General features: G+C 54.1%; 26 protein-coding genes and 1 tRNA gene. 16 read left to right on the forward strand and 11 right to left on the reverse strand.

What is annotated here, in order from left to right; translation table 11 throughout:
- Positions 1 to 10 precede the first annotated feature (10 nt).
- On the forward strand, positions 11 to 556 hold the full coding sequence (locus EDF78_RS07090; protein ID WP_112290562.1) for an acireductone dioxygenase: 546 nt from the start codon (positions 11 to 13) through the stop codon (positions 554 to 556).
- A gap of 486 nt (positions 557 to 1,042) precedes the next feature.
- On the opposite strand, the gene EDF78_RS07095 is transcribed toward EDF78_RS07090, so the two are convergent.
- The 4 genes from EDF78_RS07095 to mtnA form a co-directional block, all read right to left on the reverse strand.
- Positions 1,043 to 1,702 (reverse strand): DUF799 domain-containing protein, encoded by a 660-nt coding sequence (locus tag EDF78_RS07095; protein WP_133822802.1) that lies wholly within the window; start codon positions 1,700 to 1,702, stop codon positions 1,043 to 1,045.
- Positions 1,699 to 2,076 carry a DUF4810 domain-containing protein gene (locus tag EDF78_RS07100; RefSeq protein WP_133822803.1) on the reverse strand — a complete coding sequence of 126 codons (378 nt, stop codon included), beginning with the start codon at positions 2,074 to 2,076 and terminating at the stop codon, positions 1,699 to 1,701. The genes EDF78_RS07095 and EDF78_RS07100 overlap by 4 nt, the downstream gene beginning before the upstream one ends.
- A gap of 18 nt (positions 2,077 to 2,094) precedes the next feature.
- The gene (locus EDF78_RS07105; protein ID WP_095923137.1) at positions 2,095 to 2,766 is read right to left on the reverse strand and encodes a CsgG/HfaB family protein; all 672 of its coding nucleotides are present in this window, start codon (positions 2,764 to 2,766) and stop codon (positions 2,095 to 2,097) included.
- A gap of 311 nt (positions 2,767 to 3,077) precedes the next feature.
- On the reverse strand, positions 3,078 to 4,106 hold the full coding sequence (gene mtnA, locus EDF78_RS07110; RefSeq protein WP_133822804.1) for an S-methyl-5-thioribose-1-phosphate isomerase: 1,029 nt from the start codon (positions 4,104 to 4,106) through the stop codon (positions 3,078 to 3,080).
- 116 nt (positions 4,107 to 4,222) lie between these two features.
- On the opposite strand from mtnA, the gene mtnK reads away from it, so the two are divergent.
- The 3 genes from mtnK to EDF78_RS07125 all read left to right on the forward strand — a co-directional run bounded on the left by mtnK (position 4,223) and on the right by EDF78_RS07125 (position 7,679).
- The gene (mtnK, locus tag EDF78_RS07115) at positions 4,223 to 5,422 is read left to right on the forward strand and encodes an S-methyl-5-thioribose kinase (RefSeq protein WP_119822732.1); all 1,200 of its coding nucleotides are present in this window, start codon (positions 4,223 to 4,225) and stop codon (positions 5,420 to 5,422) included.
- A gap of 95 nt (positions 5,423 to 5,517) precedes the next feature.
- Positions 5,518 to 5,988 carry a DUF1456 family protein gene (locus tag EDF78_RS07120; RefSeq protein WP_095923134.1) on the forward strand — a complete coding sequence of 157 codons (471 nt, stop codon included), beginning with the start codon at positions 5,518 to 5,520 and terminating at the stop codon, positions 5,986 to 5,988.
- A gap of 296 nt (positions 5,989 to 6,284) precedes the next feature.
- On the forward strand, positions 6,285 to 7,679 hold the full coding sequence (locus EDF78_RS07125) for a carbohydrate porin (RefSeq protein ID WP_095923133.1): 1,395 nt from the start codon (positions 6,285 to 6,287) through the stop codon (positions 7,677 to 7,679).
- 211 nt (positions 7,680 to 7,890) lie between these two features.
- Here the strand turns inward: EDF78_RS07125 and fadE are convergent, their stop codons facing one another.
- Entirely contained in the window at positions 7,891 to 10,359 is a 2,469-nt protein-coding gene (gene fadE, locus EDF78_RS07130; protein ID WP_133822805.1) for an acyl-CoA dehydrogenase FadE, read from the reverse strand.
- Positions 10,360 to 10,628: 269 nt separating this feature from the next.
- Between fadE and lpcA the strand changes: the two genes are divergently transcribed.
- Together lpcA and EDF78_RS07140 are read left to right on the forward strand one after the other, a co-directional pair.
- Complete coding sequence (gene lpcA / locus EDF78_RS07135; RefSeq protein ID WP_013574283.1) at positions 10,629 to 11,210, forward strand: D-sedoheptulose 7-phosphate isomerase; 582 nt, start codon at positions 10,629 to 10,631, stop codon at positions 11,208 to 11,210.
- A gap of 26 nt (positions 11,211 to 11,236) precedes the next feature.
- Positions 11,237 to 12,004 carry a class II glutamine amidotransferase gene (locus EDF78_RS07140; protein ID WP_015696178.1) on the forward strand — a complete coding sequence of 256 codons (768 nt, stop codon included), beginning with the start codon at positions 11,237 to 11,239 and terminating at the stop codon, positions 12,002 to 12,004.
- Here EDF78_RS07140 and dpaA read toward each other — a convergent pair.
- The gene (gene dpaA / locus EDF78_RS07145; protein ID WP_095923130.1) at positions 11,975 to 12,700 is read right to left on the reverse strand and encodes a peptidoglycan meso-diaminopimelic acid protein amidase; all 726 of its coding nucleotides are present in this window, start codon (positions 12,698 to 12,700) and stop codon (positions 11,975 to 11,977) included. The two genes, EDF78_RS07140 and dpaA, sit on opposite strands and share 30 nt — an antisense overlap.
- A 281-nt stretch (positions 12,701 to 12,981) precedes the next feature.
- Here dpaA and dinB point away from each other — a divergent pair, with 281 nt between their 5' ends.
- The gene (gene dinB / locus EDF78_RS07150; protein WP_095923129.1) at positions 12,982 to 14,076 is read left to right on the forward strand and encodes a DNA polymerase IV; all 1,095 of its coding nucleotides are present in this window, start codon (positions 12,982 to 12,984) and stop codon (positions 14,074 to 14,076) included.
- 103 nt (positions 14,077 to 14,179) lie between these two features.
- On the opposite strand, the gene pepD is transcribed toward dinB, so the two are convergent.
- Complete coding sequence (gene pepD / locus EDF78_RS07155) at positions 14,180 to 15,640, reverse strand: beta-Ala-His dipeptidase (protein ID WP_133822806.1); 1,461 nt, start codon at positions 15,638 to 15,640, stop codon at positions 14,180 to 14,182.
- Positions 15,641 to 15,933: 293 nt separating this feature from the next.
- On the opposite strand from pepD, the gene gpt reads away from it, so the two are divergent.
- From gpt to EDF78_RS07185, 6 genes are all read left to right on the forward strand, one after another.
- Positions 15,934 to 16,392 carry a xanthine phosphoribosyltransferase gene (gene gpt, locus EDF78_RS07160; RefSeq protein WP_095923127.1) on the forward strand — a complete coding sequence of 153 codons (459 nt, stop codon included), beginning with the start codon at positions 15,934 to 15,936 and terminating at the stop codon, positions 16,390 to 16,392.
- Positions 16,393 to 16,569: 177 nt separating this feature from the next.
- Entirely contained in the window at positions 16,570 to 17,820 is a 1,251-nt protein-coding gene (gene frsA, locus EDF78_RS07165; protein ID WP_095923126.1) for an esterase FrsA, read from the forward strand.
- 63 nt (positions 17,821 to 17,883) lie between these two features.
- A complete protein-coding gene (gene crl / locus EDF78_RS07170; protein WP_112290914.1) occupies positions 17,884 to 18,285 on the forward strand; it encodes a sigma factor-binding protein Crl in 402 nt (133 codons plus the stop codon).
- 123 nt (positions 18,286 to 18,408) lie between these two features.
- Positions 18,409 to 19,512 carry a glutamate 5-kinase gene (gene proB, locus EDF78_RS07175; RefSeq protein WP_047610292.1) on the forward strand — a complete coding sequence of 368 codons (1,104 nt, stop codon included), beginning with the start codon at positions 18,409 to 18,411 and terminating at the stop codon, positions 19,510 to 19,512.
- Between the two features lie 10 nt (positions 19,513 to 19,522).
- The gene (gene proA, locus EDF78_RS07180; RefSeq protein ID WP_133822807.1) at positions 19,523 to 20,776 is read left to right on the forward strand and encodes a glutamate-5-semialdehyde dehydrogenase; all 1,254 of its coding nucleotides are present in this window, start codon (positions 19,523 to 19,525) and stop codon (positions 20,774 to 20,776) included.
- A 158-nt stretch (positions 20,777 to 20,934) separates the two neighbouring features.
- Positions 20,935 to 21,010 (forward strand) — tRNA-Thr (locus EDF78_RS07185).
- 41 nt (positions 21,011 to 21,051) lie between these two features.
- Here the strand turns inward: EDF78_RS07185 and EDF78_RS07190 are convergent.
- Positions 21,052 to 21,228, reverse strand: a complete 177-nt coding sequence (locus EDF78_RS07190) for a helix-turn-helix domain-containing protein (protein ID WP_133822808.1) — start codon at positions 21,226 to 21,228, stop codon at positions 21,052 to 21,054.
- 112 nt (positions 21,229 to 21,340) lie between these two features.
- Between EDF78_RS07190 and EDF78_RS07195 the strand changes: the two genes are divergently transcribed.
- Genes EDF78_RS07195 through EDF78_RS07205 form a run of 3 tightly spaced genes read left to right on the forward strand, consistent with a single transcriptional unit; the run spans position 21,341 to position 22,180 of the window.
- Positions 21,341 to 21,598: a helix-turn-helix transcriptional regulator gene (locus EDF78_RS07195; protein ID WP_131692857.1), complete on the forward strand. Its 258-nt coding sequence runs from the start codon at positions 21,341 to 21,343 to the stop codon at positions 21,596 to 21,598.
- A gap of 26 nt (positions 21,599 to 21,624) precedes the next feature.
- Positions 21,625 to 21,888: a colicin immunity domain-containing protein gene (locus EDF78_RS07200; RefSeq protein WP_131692858.1), complete on the forward strand. Its 264-nt coding sequence runs from the start codon at positions 21,625 to 21,627 to the stop codon at positions 21,886 to 21,888.
- A gap of 37 nt (positions 21,889 to 21,925) precedes the next feature.
- A complete protein-coding gene (locus EDF78_RS07205; RefSeq protein WP_095923119.1) occupies positions 21,926 to 22,180 on the forward strand; it encodes a bacteriocin immunity protein in 255 nt (84 codons plus the stop codon).
- Between the two features lie 185 nt (positions 22,181 to 22,365).
- On the opposite strand, the gene paoC is transcribed toward EDF78_RS07205, so the two are convergent.
- From paoC to paoA, 3 genes are read right to left on the reverse strand one after another with little or no spacing between them, the layout of a single operon-like run.
- Positions 22,366 to 24,564 carry an aldehyde oxidoreductase molybdenum-binding subunit PaoC gene (paoC, locus tag EDF78_RS07210; protein ID WP_133822809.1) on the reverse strand — a complete coding sequence of 733 codons (2,199 nt, stop codon included), beginning with the start codon at positions 24,562 to 24,564 and terminating at the stop codon, positions 22,366 to 22,368.
- 3 nt (positions 24,565 to 24,567) lie between these two features.
- Complete coding sequence (locus tag EDF78_RS07215; protein ID WP_133822810.1) at positions 24,568 to 25,518, reverse strand: xanthine dehydrogenase family protein subunit M; 951 nt, start codon at positions 25,516 to 25,518, stop codon at positions 24,568 to 24,570.
- A complete protein-coding gene (paoA, locus tag EDF78_RS07220; RefSeq protein ID WP_095923116.1) occupies positions 25,515 to 26,054 on the reverse strand; it encodes an aldehyde dehydrogenase iron-sulfur subunit PaoA in 540 nt (179 codons plus the stop codon). Before paoA ends, EDF78_RS07215 begins: the two co-directional genes overlap by 4 nt.
- Positions 26,055 to 26,151: the final 97 nt, after the last annotated feature.

Consider the following 26,151-nt stretch of genomic DNA (forward strand, 5'->3'; position numbering starts at 1 on the left):
AGGGTTGACCATGAGTGCATTAACGATTTTTAGTGACCAGGATCCTTCCGCACCGGTGTGGGAAAGCCGCGACGGCGACGCGATCGCCGCCGAACTGAGCAAAATTGATGTGCGTTTCGAACGCTGGCAGGCCGACCGCGATTTAGGCGCGAACCCGCAGCCGCAGGACGTCATTGCCGCCTATCAGCATGAAATCGACAAACTGGTCGAAGAGAAGGGCTACCAGAGCTGGGATGTGATCAGCATGCGTCCGGACAACGAACAGCGCGAGGTGCTGCGCACTAAATTCCTCTCCGAACATACGCACGGTGAAGACGAAGTGCGTTTCTTCGTCGAAGGCGCAGGGCTGTTTTGTCTGCACCTGAACGGCAAGATTTTCCAGATCCTGTGCGAGAAAAACGATCTGATTTCCGTACCGGCCAACACCCGCCACTGGTTTGATATGGGCGGCTCTCCGTCATTTACCGCGATCCGCGTTTTCGATAATCCGGAAGGGTGGGTGGCGCATTTCACCGGCGACAAGATTGCCGATGCGTACCCGAGGATGGGTGAGTAAGGTTTGCATACTGCAGAAACAAAAAAACCACCAGAAGGTGGTTTTTTTGTGCTGGTCAGGTTAGCGGCCTTTCCAGCGGGCTTCGTTACTGATGTAACGCAAGCGCAGACTAGCGGGAGGGATAGTCTACTTTTTGAACTTATTTGTCAAGGACCCAGGCAATGCGTGTATGATGACGCCGGGCCTTTACGCCGTCTTAGCAAACGGGCACCGGTTTCAGGAAAGGATGTCCAACGACCGTCAACGCAGGCGCAGACTAGCGCTTGTTTTCACGGAGATATCACCGGTGGTGTTGACGTGAAGCGGTCTTTGCAAGGACCGCACAATGAAACGGTACATCTGTATCTTTATCGTTGTCACCGGAGCGGCAATGTTTCAGGGAAAAGGAAGTTGGAGTATCTCCAATAATTCTCTCTCTGTAACAATTGACGCATCGGGCAAGTAAGCCAGAAAGCCGTCCCGCAAGGGACGGCTTTCTTTAGGCCTTTAACGCATTGCCTGCTTACCATAATTCGGTGAGCGTGGGCCGTACAGCAGGCCGTCGGTCTGAGATGCGCTCAGCAGACGGTAGCTGGTGAGCCCGGCGATATCATGACCTTTGTCGGAAATCGTGCTGGAGATTTGCTTCACCGCAGCCTGAACCAGCATGCCGATGATCCCGCCGTTGTTGTTGTCATTTTCGCTGTCAGAGGCAGTGGCGTTACCTGTCCACAGCACTTTGCCATTGCGTAAATCCACCAGTTTGGCATTAGCGGTCACACGGGTTTCACTGGAAACCACCATATAAGTGCTGCCGTAGCTGGTGATATCAATGTAAAGCGCGGCATCCGCACCGAAAATTTCACGCAGTTTGGCGGCGCTGACTGCACGGATATCTTCCGCACCGGTTATGCCGTTCTGCTTGAAAGTTTCCTCAACCACAGCCACAGGGAAAACATAGAAGCCGTCTTCAGCCAGCGGTGCCGTCACGGTGGAAAGCATGCTGTGGCTGGCGTTCACATCCGGTGAATGGTTCACCGGCGGCAGCACCAGAATCGACCGCGGCTTGCTCTCTTTAAACGCCGTGTAATCGTAAGACGCTTTTTTCGCACAGCCTGTCAGCAGCAACGTCAGCACCATACCGGTCAGCAGGAATAAACGTTTCATTTAACTCTCCCTTTATTTTTCAGCAGGAAATCCATGTAGGTTGCTGACTCCGGAAATAAACTTTTCTCCGTATTGAATTCCTGGAATGCCAGATCGGTATGACCGGTATTGGCATAAAGTAATCCGAGTTGCGCGTGCAGGCCAGGGGGAACGGCTTTACCGGTGGCGCGGGATTTTTCAATCGACTCTTTCAATGACGCGATTTGCTCTTCCGGTCCGACTTTGTCGCCCTGATAATACTGGTAAACGGTCTTCTGATAGTTATCCCAGTTATATAATGATTTATCAGCCTGTTTTGCGCAGCCCGCTAATAATAACGCTAAGGTAACAAGTCCGACTTTTATCACGGCACTTCGGTTTTTACATAATGTCATTTCAGAATATCCGTATGATTAATTAGCCGGACGCCATGCGCCGCTTTCGATTCCATTCACCAGATTATTCACCGCTTCGCGGATCGCTAAATCCAGCACTTTACCGTTTAACGTGGAGTCGTAACTGGCGGTGCCGCCGAAACCAATAATTTCGCGGTTGGACAGGGAGTATTCGCCTGCGCCCTGAGAGGAATACACCACTTCAGAGGTCTGGACATTGACCACATTCAGGCTGACTTTGGCATACGCAATTTGCTGCTTACCGCGGCCAAGGATGCCCCACAGCTGGTTGTCACCGACTTCTTTACGGCCAAATTCAGTCACATCACCGGTGATGACGTAGTTAGCCCCTTTCAGCGTTTGTGCCTGCCCTTTAATTCCGGCTTCTTCTTTAATTTCCGCCATATTCGTGCGGTCTAATACATTAAAGCGGCCAGTTTGTTGCAGGTCGGTAACCAGAATGGTTTTAGACTGATTGCCCAGACGATCAACGCCGTCGGAGAAAATACCACTCATATAGCTGGAGCGGTTATCGAATTTGCCGACAGAAATCGGACTGCGGGGGCCGTTATATTGCGTGTTATAAGAAGCGACTTTCTGAACTTCTACCGTACGGGATGATTCTGTAGCGCACCCTGATAATGTGCCTGCCGCAATCATGGCCGACAAAATGAAAACTGATTTCCTCATGTTACTATTCCTTGTCCATTTAATGTCTTATTAACGGGCAAAAGCAGCCCGCGCCAAATTTAATTAATTTGGTTTAATATCGTTCCAATAGGTTGAAGCGGATATTTCACTTAAAAACGATGAATTATCTCAATAGCCATTTTTATTCTTTTCAGTCACGGAATACCGGCTCTGAAAGAGAATAAAATTTAAAATTGGCTAAGAATAATCCTAACAGATATTGCTTTTCGATTTCCTTACATTTTTGGGATTTTCTTATCATCAGCTCAAAAAAACAGCGCCCGCAGGCGCCGCATTATTGACCGGAGGGATCACTGTAAGGCTTGCCGGAAAATACCCCCGCGTACCTGATCCGGTGTCACTACCCCCACATCCAGCACCCATCCGCTGATCAGTTCTGCCGGGGTGACGTCAAATGCCGGGTTGTAAACCTGTGCATCAGCCGGTGCCCATTGTACGGATCCGAAACTGCCGGAAACGCCGGTAACTTCAGCCGCCGCGCGCTGTTCGATGGGGATCGCCGCGCCGTCAGGGCAGTGCGGATCGTGCGTGGTATGCGGCGCGGCCACGTAGAACGGGATGCCGTGATATTTCGCCAGCACGGCCAGACTGTAGGTGCCGATTTTGTTGGCCACATCACCGTTGGCGGCAATGCGGTCGGCACCGACCCAGATGGCATCGACCTGTTTTTGCGCCATCAGGCTGGCGGCCATCGAATCACAAATCAGCTGATAAGGAATGCCCAGCTCGCCGAGTTCCCAGGCGGTGAGACGCCCGCCCTGTAACAGCGGACGGGTTTCATCTACCCACACCTGCGCGACATGGCCCTGTTCATGCGCAAGGCGGATCACACCGATTGCCGTACCAACACCGGCTGTCGCCAGCCCGCCGGTATTGCAATGGGTAAGCAAACGGCTGCCGGGCGAAACCAGTGTCGCGCCGTGCGCGGCAATGCTGTCACATAAGGCGCGGTCTTCCTCGACCAGTCGCAAGGCTTCTTCTGCCGCCGCTTTCACGTAATCAGTGTGCTGCAACGCGGCTTTCATACGGTCGAGATTGTTCATCAGGTTGACTGCTGTCGGGCGCGAAGCGCGCAGTGTTTCCAGCGCGTGATGCAGTTGATCCGGGGTCATACCCTGTCCGGCCAGCAGGGCCAGCAGCAGGCTGGCGGACAAACCAATCAGCGGCGCACCACGCACGCGCAGGGTGCGGATGTGATCCACCAGTTCGCTGACGTCGCGGCATTCACGCCAGTCAGCGCGTTGCGGCAGGGCTTGCTGGTCGAGGATCCACAGCTGATTTTGACGAATACGTAAACTGGTGGTTGTGAGGTTTTGCATTGTTGGTTAAATCCTTGTTGCCCGGTTGCATCTGGTCACTTATTCTGCCAACATGCGTAACGGATGTATAGACGTCTAAACGCTTTTAAGGCTAAAAAAGAATTCGAGAGGTCAGGATGTCGCGCTACTACACGTTTACCGCTGAAGATGCCGTTGAATATGCCCGCCAGTTTGGCGGTGTGGCGGATCCGCAATCCCTGGTGACGGCCGATGAAATCGGTGACGGAAACCTGAATCTGGTGTTTAAGATCCGTGATACCACGGGCAAAAGCCGGGTGATTGTGAAACAGGCGCTGCCTTACGTGCGTTGCGTGGGTGAATCCTGGCCGCTGACGTTAGACCGGGCGCGCATCGAAGCCGAAACCCTGATTATTCACGGCCAGCATTGCCCGCAGCATACGGTGACGGTGTTGCATCATGATGCGGAACTGGCGGTGATGGTGCAGGAAGATCTGTCGGATCATCACATCTGGCGCAGTGAACTGGTGCAGGGAAAATATTACCCGCAGGCGTGCGCGCAGCTGGGTGAATATCTGGCGCAGACGCTGTTCCATACTTCTGATTTCTGCCAGAACGCGCAGGTCAAAAAAGCCGAAGTCGCGCGTTTCACCAACCCGGAATTGTGTCAGATCACCGAAGATCTGTTCTTCACCGATCCGTATGTCGATCACGAGCGCAATAATTTTGACGCCATTTTGCAGCCGGAAGTGAACGCGCTGCGCGAAGATAAACCGCTGCGTCTGGCGGTCGCCGCGCTGAAACATCGTTTCCTGAGCAAGGCCGAAGCGTTACTGCACGGCGATATTCACAGCGGGTCGATTTTTGTGGCCGAAGGCAAACTGAAAGCCATCGACGCAGAATTCGGGTATTACGGCCCGATGGGCTTTGATCCCGGTTCTGCCCTCGGCAATCTTCTGCTGAACTACTGCGGTCTGCCGGGGCTGGTCGGCGTGCGTGAGGCGGCGGACGGACGTGAACAGCGTCTGAAGGATGTCCGTGATCTGTGGCTGAGTTTCTCAGAGCGTTTCCTGCAACTGGCGCGGGATAAATCACAGGATCCGACGCTGGCGGAGCCGGGCTATGCGGAAGTCTTTCTGCAGGACGTCTGGCACGATGCCGTCGGCTACTGCGGCGCGGAGCTGATCCGCCGCACCATCGGGCTGGCGCACGTGGCCGATCTCGATACCATTAAAGATGCGGCGATGCGCGCAGACTGCCAGCGTCATGCGCTGAGTCTCGGCCAAAAACTGATCCTCACTGCACAACAAATCGGCGATGTGGAGTCACTTATTGCGCGGATCCGTCAGTTCAGCTAATCCTGTAAGTTTCTTGTATAATGCCCGCCTTCGAGGTGCGTAGGGGTAAACCCGGTGGCATTTCCTCGGTTTACTTTTAACAGGAATACAGAATTATGATGCATAACCATGTCTTACGCAGCGTGCGCTACATGTTGGATTTAAGCGAAGGCCAGCTGATCGAGATCCTTAAAACCACAGGTACGCCTGTCAGCCCTGAAGTGATGTCCCGCTATCTGAAAAAAGAAGATGAAGAAGGGTATATGGAAGTGCCGGACGAAGTGATGGCGAACTTCCTGAATGGTCTGATCACCTTTAAACGCGGTAAAGACGATCGCTTCCCGGCACCGGAAGTAGAAAAGCGCCTGACCAACAACATCATGCTGAAAAAACTGCGCGTGGCGTTTGAACTGAAAACCGAAGACATGATTTCTGTCCTGACTGCCGCTGATTTCAAAGTGTCCGAAGGCGAACTGAGCGCATTTTTCCGCAAAGAAGGCCACAAAAACTACCGTCCGTGCGGCGATCAGGTGATGCGTTATTTCCTGAAAGGGCTGACGGCGAAAGTCCGTCCGAAAAAAGGCTAAGCTATTAAATATTCGCCAGCTTAATATATCTGATGGTGTGTATTAGAAATAATAATAAGCGGGGTGCTTTTATGAAAAAAGCGCCCCGTTTTACGTTTATTGGTTTTCCAGTGATGTAATTTCGTTATTACAGTTTTACTTCACGTTTCCCCGATTTTATTTTTGACAGATTATTCCTCCGGAAACTATCTTCTGTTCTCATTATGAAACCTCTGGGCAGTACTTTAATAAAAATGAAATAACACCGTTTATTTTAAAACGGCGAATTTAATTTGTATTGAAAGGACATCTTAATTATGACAAAGATTAAAACGTTGGCTTTATTAGTCGGGCTGGCTGTGTCTGCTCCGGCACTGGCAGCGGGTTCATCAGCCAGTCTGGAAGCCCGCATGGCGCAGCTTGAACAGCGTCTTCAGCAGGCAGAAGCGCGCGCGGAAACGGCGGAGAAACAAATCCAGCAACTGACGAAGCAGGATGTTAAACGCGAACAGGAAATTGCCAGCGTGAAAGAAGCCACGCCGGTAGAAGTTAAACAAGATGGAATATCGAAAGACAAACTGTTAACACTTAATGGTTTTGATAATTTAAAACTTTACGGCGATGTTGAATTTAATGTCGACGGCGCAAGCCGCAGTGGACAATTAACCTCCATCAGAACCGAGGATAATAAAAATTTCCGCGACGGAAATAATGAACGCTGGGATGTGAATGGTCGTTTATTAATCGGTCTTGACGGTTATCGCCGTAATGATAATGGCCAGTTCTCTGGTTTCTCCGTCCAGCCGACCGCCAATTTAAACGGCTCGATGGGTGTGGATGATGCTGCCTTCTTCTTCGGTGAAGAAAAAGACTGGATGGCAAAAATCGGCCGCTTCGAAGCCTACGACATGTTCCCGCTTAATCAGGATACCTTCATTGAGTATTCCGGTAACACCGCCAATGACCTGTATGCCGACGGCTACGGTTATGTCTACATGATGAAAGAAGGGCGCGGACGCAGTGACAGCGGCGGTAACATCCTGCTGAACAAAAATCTCGGCAACTGGTATTTCGAGCTGAATACGCTGATGGAAGACGGCACGTCGCTGTATGCCGATCGCAACTATCATGGCAATCAGCTTGATAATGATAAAAACACCGTTTACCTGCGCCCGATTATCGCCTGGAAAGGGGATGTCTTCTCGGTGGCAGCCGCGATGGAAACCAACGTCGTCAACAATGCGTATGGCTATAAAGATGGCGACGAGTTTGTCGATCAGTCCAAACGTAATGGTTACGGCATGACGATGACCTGGGACGGCCAGAAAGCTGATCCTGAAAACGGCATCGTGGCGAACCTGAGTACCGCGTATATGGATGCGTCGGATGAAAAAGACTTCACCGTCGGGGCCAATGCCTTGTGGAAACGCTTCGAGCTGGGTTACATCTACGCGCATAACAAAATCGAAGACTTTAATATTAATGGCGTCCGCGCATCTGACTACGACGATGACTGGTTTGATGAACCGGGCGACTACGATATTCATACCATTCACGCCAGTTACCTGATCCCGAACGTGATGGATATGCAGAACTTCAACGTCTATCTCGGTGCCTACGTCTCCATGCTCGAAGCGGATAAAACGTACAGCAGCGATGACGACAGCGATCAGAGGTATGGGGCGCGGGTCCGCTTCAAATACTTCTTCTGATTACCCGTCATATTTCGCGTCACAGATGCGTTGGCTGCGCGTGTTCGCCCGAATCACTTACTTGAGTAAGCTCATCGGGACTCACTTGCTTTGCCGCCTTTCTGTGGCACGAACTATCTAGGGTAATCCGATAAACTGAATCGCTGAATCGGATGCAAAAAAAAGCCTGAGTGCGTAAACACTCAGGCTTTTTTATCGGCTAATTATGGGTTCAGGCAGCTTCGGTGTGGCGGGGTTTCGCCTCATCCTTTTTTGCGCTGTCTTTCTCCGCTTCCGGCTTTTTCGCGGCCAGTTCATCCGGTTCAAACTCATCGACGTTGATTGAACGCAGACGGCTTTCTTCCGCACGGCTGAGAATACGGGCATCGTCGGCGCTCAGATGACCGGCATCCAGACCTTTTTGCGCCAGAATATCCAGACGGGTGAAGGGCAGTTTTTTACCCATCGCGTCACACAGACGTTTATGCACCGGTTCAGCGGCCAGAATATCCTGCAAGGCTTCTTCCAGCAGCCCGACCGGGTTGTGCTCGCTTGGCGTCAGATACTGACCACGGCCGATACGGCTGCGGGTGGCAGAAGGCACCTGAAGAATACGCGCCAGTTCGTGATCCAGACGGTCAGACGGTGCGGAATGCGCACGGCCCAGCGGGAAAATCACCAGACGCATCACACCGGCCACAAAACGGTTCGGGAAGTTACGCAGCAAATCGTCGATAGCCACTTCGGCCTGATGCAGACAATCCTGCACGCCCCAGTGCACCAGCGGTAAATCCGCTTCGTTACAGCCTTCTTCGTCATAACGTTTCAGCGTCGCTGTCGCCAGATACATCTGGCTGAGGATATCGCCGAGGCGGGCGGAAATGCGTTCGCGACGTTTCAGGCTGCCACCGAGCACTCCCATCGACACATCGGCCAGCAGCGCCAGGTTGGCACTCAGACGGTTGATGTGCTGATAGTAGCGGGCGGTTTGATCATTCACCGGGGTATCGCTGGTGCGCCCGCCGGTCAGACCCAACCAGAAACTGCGCATTTTGTTGCTGCCGACGTGGCCGATATGCCCGAACAGCGCGCGGTCGAAATCAACCAGATCGTTTTTCTCAGCCGCCGCCATTTCCCGCAGAACGTAAGGATGGCAACGGATTGCACCCTGTCCGAAGATGATCATGCTGCGGGTCAGAATGTTGGCACCTTCCACGGTGATGGCAATCGGCGCGCCCTGATAGGTACGGGCCACGAAGTTGCTGCTGCCGAGCATAATGCCTTTACCGCCGGTGATATCCATCGCATCCATCACGGCGCGCTGGCCACGGTGAGTACAGTGGTATTTGACGATAGCCGACAGCACGGCCGGTTTTTCACCGAGCATAATGCCGTTAGTGATCAGCGTAGCGGCGGCATCCATTACATAAGCGTTACCGGCAATGCGTGCCAGCGGCTCTTCGATGCCTTCCATTTTACCGATCGGCAGTTTGAACTGACGGCGGATATAGGCGTAAGCGCCGGTCGCCAGCGCCAGAGATTTCAGGCTGCCGGTCGAGTTAGAAGGCAAGGTGATGCCACGGCCCACAGACAGACATTCCACCAGCATACGCCAGCCCTGACCGGCCATTTTCGGGCCGCCGATGATGTAGTCGATCGGCACAAAGATATCGCTGCCGCGCGTCGGACCGTTCTGGAACGGCACGTTGAGCGGGAAGTGACGGTGACCAATTTCGACACCGGCGGTGTCGGTCGGGATCAGCGCACAGGTTATGCCCAACTCTGTTTCGTTGCCGAGCAGGTGATCGGGGTCTTTCAGTTTAAACGCCAGACCGAGCACGGTGGCGATAGGGGCCAGCGTGATATAGCGTTTGTTCCAGGTCAGGCGCATGCCGAGCACTTCTTTGCCCTGCCACTGGCCTTTACACACAATCCCGAAATCCGGAATGGCGCCGGCATCGGAACCCGCTTCCGGGCTGGTCAGTGCGAAACACGGAATTTCCAGACCTTCGGCCAGACGCGGCAGATAGTGATCTTTCTGCTCCTCCGTACCGTAATGTTGCAACAGTTCGCCCGGACCGAGGGAGTTTGGCACGCCGACGGTGATCGCCAGAATACCTGACACACCGGCCAGTTTTTGCAGCACCCGCGCCTGAGCGTAAGCGGAGAATTCCAGACCGCCGTATTCTTTCTTAATGATCATCGCGAAGAAACGGTGTTTTTTCAGATAGGCCCACAGTTCCGGCGGCAAATCAGCCAGTTCATGGGTGATCTGGAAATCATTCGCCATGCGACAGGCTTCTTCTACCGGCCCGTCAATAAAGCGTTGTTCTTCTTCCGTCAGCTGCTGCTCAGGATAATCCTGCAATTTTTTCCAGTCCGGCTTGCCGCCAAACAGGTCGCCTTCCCACCAGGTCGTCCCGGCTTCAATGGCTTCTTTTTCCGTGCGTGACATCGCGGGCATCACTTTACGGAAGGTTCGAAGTGCCGGGCCGGAGAACAATGAACGGCGCAGGGCCGGGATATTGAAGGGCAGAAGAATGATCGCCAGCGGCAGCAACAGCCACAGCGTCCACAGATTAAGGGCACCCATAGCAGCCGTAAACGCCAGTAAAATCAGGCTGCTGAAGGCAAGATTGACCTTGTGGTAGAACAACGCACCAAGGATCACGACAAATGCAACAATGCTAAGAACCATCATAGTAAAGCTCCTGAGTAGTAGGAGGTCTGACCTGTTGTAGGGATACAATGGTTTTAGTTCATGCTCATTTCTTTATCAATGTGTTTACATACTAATTACAACACAGCTCACAAACCGGCCGCACGATGGGTCAAAAACAGAAACTATCGGAATCATTACCGCTTCATTGCTTCTCGCAGTTTCGGCTTTCCGTTAAACTGCACGGCGGAACGTTTTATTGCTATCGGCCGTGTTGAAACCGGCTGCAAATGGACATAAAAGAGGCTGCTATGTACCAGGATATTATCCGTACTGAACTGAACGAAGCTGCTGACACGCTGAATAAATTCATCAGCGATCCGGCAAATATTGAGTCTATTCAACGTGCAGCAGTGCTGCTGGCAGATTCATTCAAAGCGGGCGGGAAAGTGATTTCCTGCGGTAACGGCGGTTCACATTGTGACGCCATGCATTTCGCTGAAGAACTGACTGGCCGCTACCGTGAAAACCGTCCGGGCTATCCGGCCATCGCCATTTCTGACGTCAGCCACATTTCCTGTGTCGGCAACGATTTCGGCTACGAATATATCTTCTCCCGTTATCTGGAAGCGGTTGGCCAGAAGGGCGACGTGCTGCTGGGCATCTCCACCTCCGGTAACTCCGGCAACGTGATCAAAGCCATCGAAGCCGCCCGTGCCAAAGGCATGAAAGTCATCACCCTGACCGGTAAAGACGGCGGGAAAATGGACGGCTCAGCCGACGTGGAAATCCGCGTTCCGCACTTTGGTTTCGCTGACCGCGTGCAGGAAATCCACATTAAAGTGATTCATATCCTGATTCTCTTAATCGAAAAAGAAATGGCAAAGGCATAAGATTTTTGCCGTAAAGGAGGCAGGTGATGTGCGAATTGCTCGGGATGAGCGCTAACGTTCCTACTGATATTTGTTTCAGTTTCAGTGGATTAGTGCAGCGCGGTGGCGGGACTGGCCCGCATAAGGACGGCTGGGGCATTACCTTTTATGAAGGGAATGGCTGTCGTACTTTTAAAGATCCGACGCCCAGTTTTAATTCGCCCATTGCCCGCCTTGTTCAGGAATACCCGATCAAATCCTGCGCGGTGATTTCCCATATTCGTCAGGCAAACCGTGGCGAAGTGGCGCTGGAAAATACCCATCCGTTTACCCGCGAACTGTGGGGTCGCAACTGGACCTACGCGCATAACGGTCAGCTTCGCGGTTACCGCCAGCTCGATACCGGTACGCTGCGTCCGGTCGGTCAGACCGACAGCGAATACGCGTTCTGCTGGTTGCTGCACAAACTCACGCAGCGTTATCCACGCCGCCCGGCAAGCTGGCCGCCGGTGTTTCGCTATATTGCGTCGCTGGCTGATGAGTTACGGCAGAAAGGGGTGTTTAACATGTTGCTGTCGGATGGCAATTTCGTCATGGCGTACTGCTCAACGAATCTGCACTGGATCACACGGCGCGCACCTTTTGGCAAGGCGACGTTGTTGGATCAGGATGTGGAAATTGATTTTCAGCAGCAGACGACACCGGATGATGTCGTCACCGTGATTGCCACGCAACCGCTGACGGCAAACGAAACCTGGAACAAGATTGCTCCAGGCGAATTCGCGTTATTTCACCGGGGCGAACGCCAGCTGTGAAGACAGCGGGGTGTTGGACAATGGCTGCAACACTTCATACTTACCGTCACTCACCACAACATTCGGTGGCTGGTGATGTTTCTCAAAGTAAGCATATCCCGGCTGCAACTGGCTCCAGAAGCTGTAGTAGCTGGAGTTCTTATGCGCTTTCATATTGGCATCGGTCATTTTGAACGGGTAGATGCTGATTTGCAGATTACGCTGTCCGAACTGGAATGCCGCCTGCACGTAGGTGAAGATTTCGTCCATATAGCCGTCGGTCATCGCATAGCAACCGATAGACTTACAGTTACCGTGGATCATCAGATACTTACCTGAATACCCCTGCGAGATATCATACGCATTCGGGAAACCGATGTTGATGGCGCGATAAAAGCGGCTGTCGGGTTTCAGGTGGTGAATATCCACGTTGTAGAAACCTTCCGGGCTTTTGAAATCACCTTCGCGACGTTTATTTCCCAAACCGCCGGAAAAATCGCAGATGCCATAGCTGCCGATCAGGCGAAATTCGCCGTCGAGCTGGGCATACAATTCGAGTTTACGTTCTTGTTTGAAGATCTGGATATAAACCGGAGCGCCTAATAATTGCTTTTTAAGCGTCGCGTTGACCGGAACAGCATCGCTGGCCACGGCGTAATTTGCTGTAAATAAAGGCAAACTGAGGAGCATCGCAAGAAACAGCGCGATTCTGATCATTCTAAATCCTGCTTGGTAATAATGTCGATTATGTTGTCTACAGCTGAAGTGCCTGTAAGACCGCCACTGATTTTCTTCTTATGTACTGCCTGTCTGAAACGATGCCATATTAATACTGATTAATTTTTTAGCAATCACCAAATAATGAATAATGAGTTTCGATATCGGAAATTTATTACGTTGCCATCAATGGTGATTAATTAAGCGAAATTAACCAACATTTTCTGTGTTGGAAATCTCCTCACTCAACTGTATACTTATACAGTCATTGGGGGAGGGCTATGCGTAAAATCATTCATGTGGATATGGACTGCTTTTTCGCGGCCGTCGAGATGCGCGATGATCCTTCCCTGCGCGACATTCCTATTGCTATCGGCGGCAGTCGTGACCGCCGTGGCGTCATCAGCACCGCCAATTATCCGGCCCGCAAGTTCGGCGTCCACAGCGCAATGCCCACCGGCATGGCCCTGAAACTGTGTCCGCACCTGAAAGTCATTCCCGGCCGAATGGACGCGTATAAAGAGGCCTCTGACCACATTCGTGAAATCTTCGCGCGTTATACGCCATTGATCGAACCGCTGTCACTCGACGAAGCTTATCTGGATGTTTCCGACGCGACTCAATGCAACGGTTCTGCGACGCTTATCGCCGCCGAAATTCGTCAGGCCATTTTTGATGAGATCAACCTGACGGCGTCAGCGGGCATTGCGCCGATCAAATTTCTGGCAAAAATCGCCTCGGATCTGAACAAACCCAACGGCCAGTTTGTTATCACACCCGATAAAGTGGAGGCGTTTTTACAGGATCTGCCGCTGAGTAAAATCCCCGGCGTCGGCAAAGTCACCGCCCAGCGTTTGCAGGAGCAGGGGTTAATCACCTGCGGCGATGTGCAACGTTATGATCTGGCTAAATTACTTAAACGTTTTGGCAAATTTGGCCGCGTCTTATGGGAGCGTTGTCAGGGCATCGACGAGCGTGAGATTTCTCCCGAACGCTTGCGCAAATCGGTCGGTGTGGAACGTACGCTGGCCGAAGATATTCACAGCTGGGAAGAGTGCGTGGCGCTGATCGACCGTTTGTATCCTGAGTTGCACAGACGCCTGCTTCGCGTAAGCCCGGAACTGCGCATCGCCCGGCAGGGGGTCAAACTCAAATTCCATGATTTCCAGCAGACGACGCAGGAACACGTCTGGCCGGTGCTGAATAAAGAGGATTTACTGAAAGTCGCGCGGGAAGCGTGGGAACAGCGGCGCGGCGGAAGGGGAGTCAGACTGGTGGGATTGCATGTGACGTTACAGGATCCGCAGATAGAGCGGCAGCTATTGTTAGATTTAAACTCCTCCCCCTGCGAAGGGGGAGGCTGGGAGGGGGTTTAGCGGGCAAAATCAATGCCTGAGAAAACTTCAATCAACTGATTTTGCTTTAATACCCCACCCCAGCCCTCCCCAGCCCTCCCCTTCGCAGGGGAGGGTGCAAAAATTAACCGCGTTCAGGAATCGCTTTCAGCAGCGCCGTCAGCAGTTTCCAGTACAGCTCGACGCTGGCGATTTCAACCTGCTCATCCGGCGAGTGCGGGCCGGTGATGGTTGGCCCGATGGAGACCATGTCCATGTCCGGGTACGGTTTTTTGAACAGACCGCATTCCAGACCGGCGTGGATCACCATGATGTTCGGGGTTTTGTTGAACAGCGTCTGGTAAGTTTCACGCACCAGCGTCATTACCGGTGAGCTTGGCTCAGGTTTCCAGCCAGGGTAGCTGCCTTTTGCCAGACTTTTCGCGCCTGCCAGTTCGCTCAGTGAATTGAGCATGCTGACCACATATTCTTTGCCGCTGTCGATCAGAGAGCGGATCAGGCTGTTGATCGCCACTTCGTCATCTTTCATGGTGACCACACCGACGTTCAGCGAGGTTTCTACCACGCCTTTCACGTCATCACTCATGCGGATCACGCCGTTTGGCGTCGCGTTCAGCAGGGCAAGGAATTTACCCTGAGTTTCAGCGGTCAGCGCTTTCGCGTTGCTTTCAGCCGCTTCCACCACCAGAGCAATTTTCTTCTCTACCGCAGACAGTTCGAACTGAATGGTCGCCAGGAATTCCTGAGCTGCCGCTTTCAGTGCGTCTGCTTTATCCGCTGCAACTGCTAACGTCACGATCGCTTCACGCGGGATCGCGTTACGCAGTGTACCGCCGGTGAAGTCCAGCACGCGCAGGCCGAGCGCGTCGGTGTTGTCAGCCAGGAAACGTGCCAGCAGTTTGCTGGCGTTGCCCAGACCCAAATGGATTTCAGCGCCGGAGTGGCCGCCTTTCAGACCTTTCAGGGTCAGTTTCAGCGTGGTGAAACCAGCCGGTACCGCTTCACGGCTCAGGGGCAGTGTGGCAGTAAAATCAATCCCGCCGGCGCAACCCATGTAGATTTCGCCTTCGGTTTCGGAATCGGTGTTGATCAGGATTTGAGACTGTAACCAGTTTGGTTGCAGGCCAAATGCGCCCGCCATGCCGGTTTCTTCGGTCATGGTCAGCAGCACTTCCAGCGGGCCGTGTTCTACGCTGTCATCAGCCAGCACCGCCAGCGCGGACGCCATACCGATACCGTTGTCAGAACCCAGCGTGGTGCCGCGGGCTTTTACCCAACCGTCTTCGATGAACGGCTGGATCGGATCTTTAGTGAAATCGTGAACGGTATCGTTGTTCTTCTGCGGCACCATGTCGAGGTGCGCCTGCAGGGCAACGGCTTTGCGGTTTTCCATGCCTTTGGTGGCCGGTTTGCGCAGCAAAATGTTGCCAACTTCATCACGCTCAGCGTGGATACCTTTTTCCTGTGCCCATTCAACGATGTGTTTTGCCAGTTCTTCTTCATGGTAAGAAGGGTGCGGAATAGAACAGATTTTGGCAAAAATATCCCACAACGGTTGTGGCGAAAGCTGAGACAGTTCAGACACTATAAGTCTCCTGTAACAGTCAGCTCATTCAGGCTCCATTTGCAGGGGAACTGATTGAGATGCTGTAGATTTAAGGTTAAGTAATCCCCGCCAGACTGTGTGGCGAGTGGCCTGACAGAATATCACTTAATCTTAACCTGTGCGCGGGCGCGGGGAGAAATTCCGGGATTTTTGGGTCGCTGAGGCCAGATAACCACTGGTTTTTGTGAGCCGGACTCACTATAATCTCGCGCAACCTTTTTTCCCCCCATTATTTTTTTAGAAGCCGATAATTCACTGGCTGGGACACCTTTATGAGCGAAAAATACGTTGTAACCTGGGACATGCTGCAAATCCACGCCCGTACCATGGCTAAACGCCTGCTGCCGGCAGAACAATGGAAAGGCATTATTGCCGTCAGCCGTGGCGGTCTGGTCCCTGCAGCGTTGCTGGCTCGCGAGCTGTGCATCCGCCATGTGGATACCGTGTGTATCTCCAGCTACGACCATGATAATCAGCGCGAAATGCAGGTGCTGAAACGCGCAGAAGGCGACGGTGAAGGCTTCATCGTGATCGACGATCTGGTTGATACCGGCGGCACCGCGAAAGCGATCCGCGAAATGTATCCGAAAGCGCATTTCATCACTATCTTCGCCAAACCGGCGGGCGCACCGCTGGTCGATGACTACGTGGTAGACATCCCGCAGAACACCTGGATCGAGCAGCCGTGGGATATGGGGGTCATCTTTGTGCCTCCATTAGTGGGTAAGTAATTTCCCCTTAGTGTTTATAAACGCCTGGCTTATTGCCGGGCGTTTTGCTTTTGTTGACTTGAAATCCTTTCCGCTTGACCTCACACCTCACATGTCGCAACGTGGGCGGGTTATAATCCCGTCCAGAAATGATCGCCTGCGGGCGACCTGCTGCTTGCTAACGGAGGATCTTGCATTATGGCTCCAGCCAATCTTACGGAAAAACTGTTTAAACCTTCCTTTAAATATCCTGAAACGTCGACGCTGGTTCATCGCGTTCATCACCATAATACGCACCCGCCGATGCACTCTGCGCTGGAAGGCGACACGGTCAATTGCTGGTACCGCACGATCAACCGTCTGATGTGGATGTGGCGCGGGGTTGATCCGCTGGAAGTGGAAGAAGTGCTGTCGCGTATTGCGGTCTCGAAAGCTGAACACAGCGATCCGTTATTGCTCGACACCGTGATTGGCTACCGCAACGGCAACTGGATCTACGAATGGTCAAATCAGGCGATGCACTGGCAGCAAAAAGCCGCTGAAGAAACCGATGCTGAGATTGCCAGCGAATACTGGCTGAAAGCCGCCAACCTCTACAGCATCGCCGGTTATCCGCATCTGAAAGGCGATACGCTGGCGGAACAGGCCGAGGCGCTGGCGAACAAAGCGTTTGAAAAATCCTCTGAGCATTCGTCGTATGAACTGAAAGAGCTGGAATTTAAAATCCCCGGCGGCGCGCCGATCACCGGTTTCCTGCATCTGCCGAATGAAGGCAAGGCACCGTTCCCGACAGTGATGGTCTGCGGCGGTCTGGACACATTACAAAGTGACCATCAGCGGCTGTTCCGCTCTTATCTCGCCCCGATGGGCATTGCGATGCTGACCATCGACATGCCGTCCATCGGGTTCTCGGCGAAGTGGAAACTGACACAAGACACCAGCTTCCTGCATCAGCAGGTGCTGATGCAATTGCCGGATGTGCCGTGGGTCGATGCCAGCCGTGTCAGTTTGCTCGGTTACCGTTTCGGCGCGAACGTGGCCGTACGTCTGGCTTATCTCGAACCGCGCCGCGTGCGGGCCGTCGCCACGCTGGGCGCGCTGGTGCATACGCTGCTGAGCGATCCTAAATGTCAGGAACAGGTACCGGATATGTATATGGACGTGCTGGCGAGCCGCCTCGGCATGTCGAGCGCCTCCGATTCCGCGCTGAAAACCGAACTTAATCGGTATTCTCTGAAAACGCAGGGGCTGCTCGGGCGCAGAACCCCGACGCCAATGCTGGCCGCGTACTGGGAGAATGACATCTTCAGCCCGAAGAGCGAGGCTAAGCTGATTGCGGATTCGTCGTCTGACGGCAAGATTTTAACCATCCACAGTGAGCCGCTTTACGAGCATTTTGACACGGCGTTACATGAGATTTGCGGATGGTTGCAGAAGAGAATGCAGTAACTTAACGGTTGCTAATTCTTAACGTTTTGCTAAAAAGGATCGTCTTTATATGGAGGTAGTACTATGACGTTACCAAGTGGTCATCCTAAAAGCAGGCTAATGAAACGTTTCGGTACGCTCGGGCCGTACATCAGAGAAGGAAAATGCGAGAACGACCGCTTTTTCTTCGACTGCTTAGCGGTGTGTGTCAACGTGAAGCCAGCGCCGGAGAAGCGTGAGTTCTGGGGCTGGTGGATTGAGTTGCAGGCTGAAGCTGAACGTTTTACCTATGTGTATCATTTCGGATTATTCGACAAAGACGGCATCTGGAAAGCGCAAAACATTAAAGATGCTGAAGTGCGTGAGAAGCTTGAGACGACATTGAAAGGGTTCCACAAGAATCTCAACAAGATGATTGAAGAGATGTCCCTCAAACTGGAACCTGCTGATGATTTCAGCGAAGAACCGGTGAAGCTCTCCGCCTGACCTTCTGTACTACCCATTCCCATACTGAATGCTGCTATTATAGCGTTATGCCGGTTGGCATAACGCTTCTCCCCTGTTAAAAAAGACACAGAAGCACTTCTTATTCACACTAATGGAACGATTATGAGTGGTAGCCAGACACTGGTTGTAAAACTGGGCACCAGCGTGCTCACTGGCGGTTCACGCCGCCTCAACCGTGCTCACATTGTTGAGCTTGTCCGCCAGTGCGCGCAGCAACATGCGGCAGGGCATCGGATTGTGATTGTGACGTCGGGCGCGATTGCTGCCGGGCGTGAACATCTTGGCTACCCCGAACTCCCCGCCACCATTGCTTCCAAACAACTGCTGGCTGCCGTCGGGCAAAGCCGTTTGATCCAGCTGTGGGAGCAATTGTTCTCGATTTATGGCATCCACATTGGTCAGATGCTGCTGACGCGCGCCGACATGGAAGACCGCGAGCGGTTCCTGAACGCCCGCGACACGATGCATGCGCTGCTCGATAACCATATCGTGCCGGTGATTAATGAAAACGATGCCGTCGCCACCGCAGAGATCAAAGTCGGCGATAACGACAACCTTTCCGCGCTGGCGGCGATCCTGGCCGGGGCCGATAAACTGCTGCTGCTGACCGATCAGCGCGGTCTGTTTACCGCCGATCCGCGCACCAATCCGCAGGCCGAGTTAATCCGTGAAGTCATGACCATTGATGACGAACTGCGCGGCGTGGCGGGTGACAGCGTTTCCGGTCTGGGCACCGGTGGCATGGCAACCAAATTGCAGGCGGCGGATGTCGCGTGCCGTGCGGGCGTTGATACCATTATTGCCGCAGGCAGCCTGCCGGGCGTGATTGGCGATGTGATTAACGGCGTGTCCGTCGGCACACGTTTCCACGCGATGGAAACGCCGCTGGAGAACCGTAAACGCTGGATCTTCGGCGCACCGCCTGCCGGTGAAATTACTATCGACGACGGCGCGGTGTCCGCCATGATGGAGCGCGGCAGTTCACTGCTGCCAAAAGGTATCCGCGACGTAAAAGGCGATTTCTCGCGTGGCGAAGTGATCCGCATCCGCAATCTGAACGGACGCGATCTTGCGCACGGTGTCAGCCGCTATAACAGCGATGCGATGCGCATGATTGCCGGTCATCACTCTCAGCAGATCAGCGAAATTCTCGGTTACGAATACGGCCCGGTTGCCGTGCATCGTGACGACATGATTGTCAGTTAAGGAGCCACAGATGCTTAACGAGATGGGCAGGGCCGCGAAAGCCGCGTCCTGGCAGCTCTCCACCCTCAGCACCGCGCAGAAAAATCGTGCGCTGATGCTGATGGCCGACATGCTTGAGGCCAACAGCCAGAGCATTATTCTTGCCAACGAACTCGACATGTCCGCCGCCCGCGAAAGCGGCATGAGCGAGGCCCTATTAGACCGCCTGCTGCTGACGCCCGCGCGTTTATCGGCGATTGCCAGCGACGTGCGTGATGTCTGCCGCCTGAGCGATCCGGTCGGGCAGGTGATTGATGGTTCACAGCAGGACAGCGGTTTGCGTCTCGAACGCCGCCGTGTGCCGCTCGGCGTGATCGGCGTGATTTATGAAGCGCGCCCGAACGTCACCATTGATGTCGCCAGCCTGTGCCTGAAAACCGGCAACGCCGTGATCCTGCGCGGTGGCAAAGAAACGCACCACACTAATCAGGCGACGGTTAACGTCATCCAGATGGCGCTGGAAGAATGCGGATTACCGAAAGCGGCGGTTCAGGCGATTGACAGCCCCGATCGCGCACTGGTCGCGGAACTGCTGCGCCTGGACAAATACGTCGACATGCTGATCCCACGCGGTGGCGCGGCGCTGCACAAACTGTGCCGCGAACAATCCACCATTCCGGTGATCACCGGCGGTATCGGCGTGTGTCATACATTTGTGGATGAAAGCGCAGATTTCGACAAAGCGCTGACCGTGCTGGAAAGCGCCAAAGTGCAGCGTCCGAGCGCCTGTAACAGCCTGGAAACCGTGCTGGTGCATCAGGCGATCGCCGCCCGTTTCCTGCCGGAACTGAGCGACAAAATGCACCGTGCAGGCGTCACGCTGCACGCCAGCGAATCGGCGATGCCGTATCTGCAAAATGGCCCGGCGAAAGTGCTGGCGGTCACCGAAGAAGATTATTCGGATGAATGGCTGTCACTGGATCTGAACGTCACGGTTGTCGACGATCTGGACGCCGCCGTGGCGCATATCCGCACCTACGGTACCGAGCATTCGGATGCGATCCTCACCCGTTCCATCAGCAGCGCAGACCGGTTCGTACGTGAAGTGGATTCCTCGGCGGTGTACGTCAACGCCAGCACCCGTTTCACCGACGGCGGACAGTTCGGTTTAGGCGCAGAAGTGGCGGTCAGTACTCAAAAACTGCACGCCCGCGGCCCGATGGGATTAGAAGCCCTGACGACCTACAAATGGATTGGTTACGGCGACGATTTAGTCCGTCCGTAACGCGTGGCACCGGTGGATTTTTCGTCATGAAGCCGGTGCTAAATCCCTATTTCATGCAGGGTGATGAGAAAAGCAGCAAACGCACAGCAGGGGGCTTGACGGCAGCGTCAGATTTCACTAATTTAGCACCCCGTAGTTCCCCGGTAACACTCCAAAATGCCGACTTAGCTCAGTAGGTAGAGCAACTGACTTGTAATCAGTAGGTCACCAGTTCGATTCCGGTAGTCGGCACCATTTCTGTTTTAACCTCTTGTATTATCAAACAAACAATTAATTTATTTTCCTCTCAGATTTCTGTTTATTTTAGTTCCTGTCTTTCCATCAAAGTAACGACTCGGCCAGATCTCTTTTGCCTCAATCCCAATCGTCTTTGCAATGATCATTTCACCTTTTGGCCACGGTCTTGCCAGTGCATTTATGTCAGCGGTGTGCCAATCTTTTGAAACTGCCATGTAAGACCTCCGGATAATGGTGATTACTAAGTTATCCTTAGTATGCTCGGCGCTTAAAAATAACACAATAGAAAACTAAGAATAACTTAGTAAAAAGGTTGGCTCCGACATCATGTTGATCAAGAGACTCAAGGAGGCGCGTCTGCGTGCAGGGCTTTCTCAATACAAGTTGGGCGTGCTTGCTGGTCTGGATGAGGCTTCATCAAGTGCGCGCATGAATCAGTATGAGAAAGGCAAGCATCAGCCAGATCAGGATACTGTCAGCCGAATAGCTAAAGTGCTGGATGTGCCTGTGGCTTATCTTTATGCCGAAGAAGACGAGCTTGCTGCGCTGATTATTGAATTTCATGAAAGTAAAAAACAATCGTAGTGTGTTCATTTGCAGGATGCCCAAATATGAGCCAGAAACTTTTAGCTTTCGCCAGGACATTTACTGATGACCAGATATCCGCTGTAGATTTCGCTGACCCCTATCAGATGTTATGGAAAGCTGAGGGTGAGAATGGTGATTTGCAGAAAGACAACGATCAGGACAGTGAAAAATGTTCGACCATCTTCTGTCTTGCGGATCAATTTAATCCTGATGATGATCGTGACAAGGATGAGTTTGATGCTGATGAACTTAAAGCGCGGGTTCGGTCTGTTTTAGATAACGAATAAATCCCAGGTTCCGCCTGTAGCCTCGTAAGGAAAAATCATGCTCCTTAAAGAAAGGTTTGAAGATTACTCAGAAGCCGAATTTATTGCGCTGGTGAAAGATATTTTCGACGTGCATGGCAGCGAGTCATATCAGGACAGCTTACTGGATAATTTCAGTCGGGTTACGGAGCATCCTTCAGGTACTGATTTAATTTTTTATCCTGAAGGCGATAAAATAGTAACGCCAGAGAGCGTGATTGCTGAGATTAAGCAATGGCGTGTGTCAGCCGGAAAACCATTATTTAAATCTTAGTTTTCTGTAATATGGCGAACCAGTTTTTCAGTGGTTATTTTATGTCTGGGATAACAGGAATACTCACGGTTTAAATTTGGTGGGTTATGAGAGCGGTCGCCTCAATCCCTGCTTATGCAACATGGGAGCCATTTGGCTCCCATTAAAGTGCAAAGTGGATAGTGCATGGCTTCTCACTTCCCCATTCACTCAATCTCCGGCAATCCTCCAATCAGTTTATCCAGCGTCACCGGATAATCCCTGACCCTGACGCCCGTCGCGTTATAAATGGCATTGGCGATGGCGGCGCTGACGCCGCACAGGCCCAGTTCGCCGACGCCTTTGGCTTTCATTGGCGAGGAAACCGGATCGGTGTCGTCGAGGAAAATCACTTCCTGTTCGGGGATGTCGGCGTGTACCGGCACTTCATAGGCGGCCAGATCGTGGTTGACGAAATACCCCAGCTCTTTATCGACGTTCAGCTCTTCCGTCAGCGCCGCGCCGACGCCCATGGTCATCGCGCCGATCACCTGGCTGCGGGCGGTTTTCGGATTGAGGATCCGGCCCGCGGCGCAGACCGCCAGCATGCGGCGGACGCGGGTTTCGCCGGTGGCGATATCCACGCCGACCTCCACGAAATGCGCGGCAAAGGTCGATTGCTGAAACGTCTTGTCCAGCCCGCCGAATTCGATGCTGTCTTCCACGGTGAGGGTTCCGCTGGCCGCCGCTTCCGCAAGCGGTGCGGTGCGGTCGCCCTGACAAATCAGTTCATCGGTAAACACCGCGCTATCGGCATCAAACCCGAGTTTTTCCGCGATGGCTTCGCGCAGTTTTATGCAGGCGGCGTACACCCCGGCGGTAGACGTATTGGCTCCCCACTGGCCGCCCGAACCGGCGGATACCGGGAAGTCAGAATCCCCCAGCCGTACCACGACCTTTTCCAGCGGAACGCCCATCATCTCGGCGGCGGTCTGGGCGATGATGGTGTAACTGCCGGTGCCGATATCGGTCATGTCGGTCTCCACCGTCACGTTGCCCTGCGCGTCGAGATGCACCCGCGCGCCGGATTTCTCCAGCAGGTTATTACGAAAGCCTGCCGCGACGCCGGTGCCGACCAGCCAGCGTCCGTCACGAACCTGTGCAGGCGTGGCGTTGCGCCGGTGCCAGCCAAATTTCTCCGCGCCGGTGCGCAGACATTCAATTAACTGGCGACGTGAAAAGAAACGTTCGGTATGGAGCGGATCGACCTGCGTGTCGTTGAGAATACGAAACTCCACCGGATCAATACCTGCTTTCTCCGCGACTTCGTCGATGGCGATTTCCAGTGCCATCAGGCCGGGGGCCTCGCCGGGCGCGCGCATGGCGTTGCCTTCGGGCAGATCCAGCTGTGCCAGCCGCAACCCGGTCAGGCGGTTTTTGCCCGCATACAGCAGCTCACTTTGCTGCACCGCCGTCTCCGGTGTGCCGCCGGGCAGATTGCCGGACCAGCTCTCATGGGCGATGGCGGTGATCTGACCTTTCTCATCCGTCGCGATGCGGATGTGCTGAAGCGTGGCCGGACGGTGCGTGGTGTTGTTCGGGATCATCGGGCGCGGCAATGTGACTTTCACCGGCCTGTTGACGGCGCGGGCACCGAGCGCCGCCAGCACGGCATCGCTGCGCAGAAACAGTTTGCCGCCGAAACCGCCGCCGATGTAGGGCGAAATTACCCGCACTTTCTCTTCGGGGATATTCAGCGTCTTGGCCAGTTCACTGCGGCACCAGGCGATCATCTGGTTCGAGGTGCGCAGGATCAGCTTGTCGCCTTCCCACACCGCCAGCGAGGCATGAGGTTCCATCGCCATATGGCTCTGATCCGGCGTGGTGTAGATAGCGTCATGTTGCACCGGTGACGCGGCAAAGGCGCTGGCGAAATCACCGGCGGTTTTGTCCGGCGTATCTTCCGGCGGAGTAGTGACGGCAGGCTTCTGCTCCGCAAGGCTGTATGCACCGGGCGCGCGCAGGTATTCGACGTGGATCAGTGACGCAGCGGCGCGTGCCTGTTCAAACGTCTCCGCGACCACCACGGCAATCGCCTGATGGTAGTGCTCAATCTGCGGGCCGCCGAGCAGCGTGGCGGCATTCATGTCGCCTTTGCCCAGCTTACCGGCGTTGGCCGCCGTGACGATCGCCAGCACGCCGGGTGCGTGTTCTGCGTCATGCAGATCCATCGCGGTGATCCGGCCTTTGGCAATGGCGGAACCGACCACATAACCACAGGCGGCGCCGGGCACTTCATCATGCCATTCATAGGCGTAGGGCGCGGTACCGGTGGTTTTTAGCGGTCCGTCGATGCGGTCATGCGCACGACCGACCACTTTCATCTGGTCGATCGGATTGTCTGTTGCTGGCGTGTCGAATTTCATCGGTTATGCCCTCGCTTCAGTGAGTACGGAGGCGAGCGTTCGCTTCGCCAGTATCAGCTTGAACGCGTTCTCAGGCGTCGGTTGCGCAGCGGCAAACAGCCGCGCATACACTTCTCCCGCGCCGTGCGCCACCTGTGCATCGGCGTCGGGCAGCCGCCAGGGTTTATGCGCCACGCCGCCGAAAGCGACACGGCCGGTGCCGTCGGGCTGAACGATGGCGGCAACGGACACCAGCGCGAACGCGTACGACGCGCGGTCACGGACTTTGCGGTAAATGTGCGTGCCTTGCAGCGGCGGCGGCAGGGTGACGGCGGTGATCAGCTCGCCCGCAGCCAGCACGGTCTCAAGATGCGGTGTATCGCCGGGCGCACGGTAGAAATCAGCCAGCGGAATGCGGCGTACTGCGCCGTCAGGGTTGATGGTTTCCACCACGGCATCGAGCAGTTGCATGGCGACGGCCATGTCGCTCGGATGCGTGGCGATGCAGGCTGCACTTGCGCCGATAACGGCGTGCTGTCGGCTGAAACCTTTAAGGGCGGCGCAACCGCTGCCGGGATTGCGTTTATTGCAGGGCTGATTGGTGTCGTAAAAATAGGGGCAGCGGGTGCGCTGAAGCAGGTTACCGGCGGTGGTGGCCTGATTGCGTAACTGGCCGGAAGCCCCTGCCAGCAGCGCCCGCGACAGCACGGCATAGTCACGGCGGATGCGTAAATCTGCGGCCAGATCGGTATTGCGCACCAGCGCGCCAATCCGCAGGCCGCCGTTGCCGTCAGGCTCAATGGTATCCAGCGCCAGTCCGTTGACGTCGATCAGATGAGAAGGTTGTTCGATCTCTAGTTTCATCAGATCCAGCAGGTTGGTGCCGCCCGCGATAAATTTGGCACCGGGGTGTTGTAAGGCGCTTCCGGCGGCATCGGCGGGCGTTTGCACCCGTTCATAGGTAAAAGCCTTCATGGTTTTTGACCTCCGGCGACGTCTTCAATCGCGGCAAGAATATTGGAATACGCCCCGCAGCGGCAGATATTGCCGCTCATGCGTTCGCGGATTTCTTCGGCGGATTGCGGCGGAGGGGAAACCAGATCCAGCGTGACGTGGCTCGGGATGCCCGCCTCGATCTCCTGCAATACGGCAACGGAGGAGCAGATCTGCCCCGGCGTGCAGTAACCGCACTGGTAGCCGTCGTGTCTGATAAACGCCGCCTGCATCGGATGCAGGTTATCCGGCGTGCCGAGACCTTCAATGGTGGTGACCTCGGCGTCCTGATGCATGACGGCCAGCGTCAGGCAGGAATTGATGCGACGGCCATCGACGATCACCGTACAGGCACCGCACTGACCGTGGTCGCAGCCCTTTTTGGTGCCGGTCAGTTGCAGGTTCTCGCGCAACGCATCCAGCAGGGTAGTGCGCGTATCCACGACCAGCTGGCGGATCTGGCCGTTGATTTTCAGTTTCAGGTGGGATGTGTGGATTGCTTCGTCATGGTTGCTCATGCCAGACCTCCGGTATTTCGACAAAATGAATCAGAAAACGGGAAAACTTCGCGGGTGCCTTAACGGCATTTTTTTATCACGAAGCTTTAAGCATAGT

Source organism: Rahnella sp. BIGb0236 (assembly GCF_004364755.1).
GTDB classification, from domain to species: Bacteria; Pseudomonadota; Gammaproteobacteria; order Enterobacterales; family Enterobacteriaceae; genus Rahnella; species Rahnella victoriana.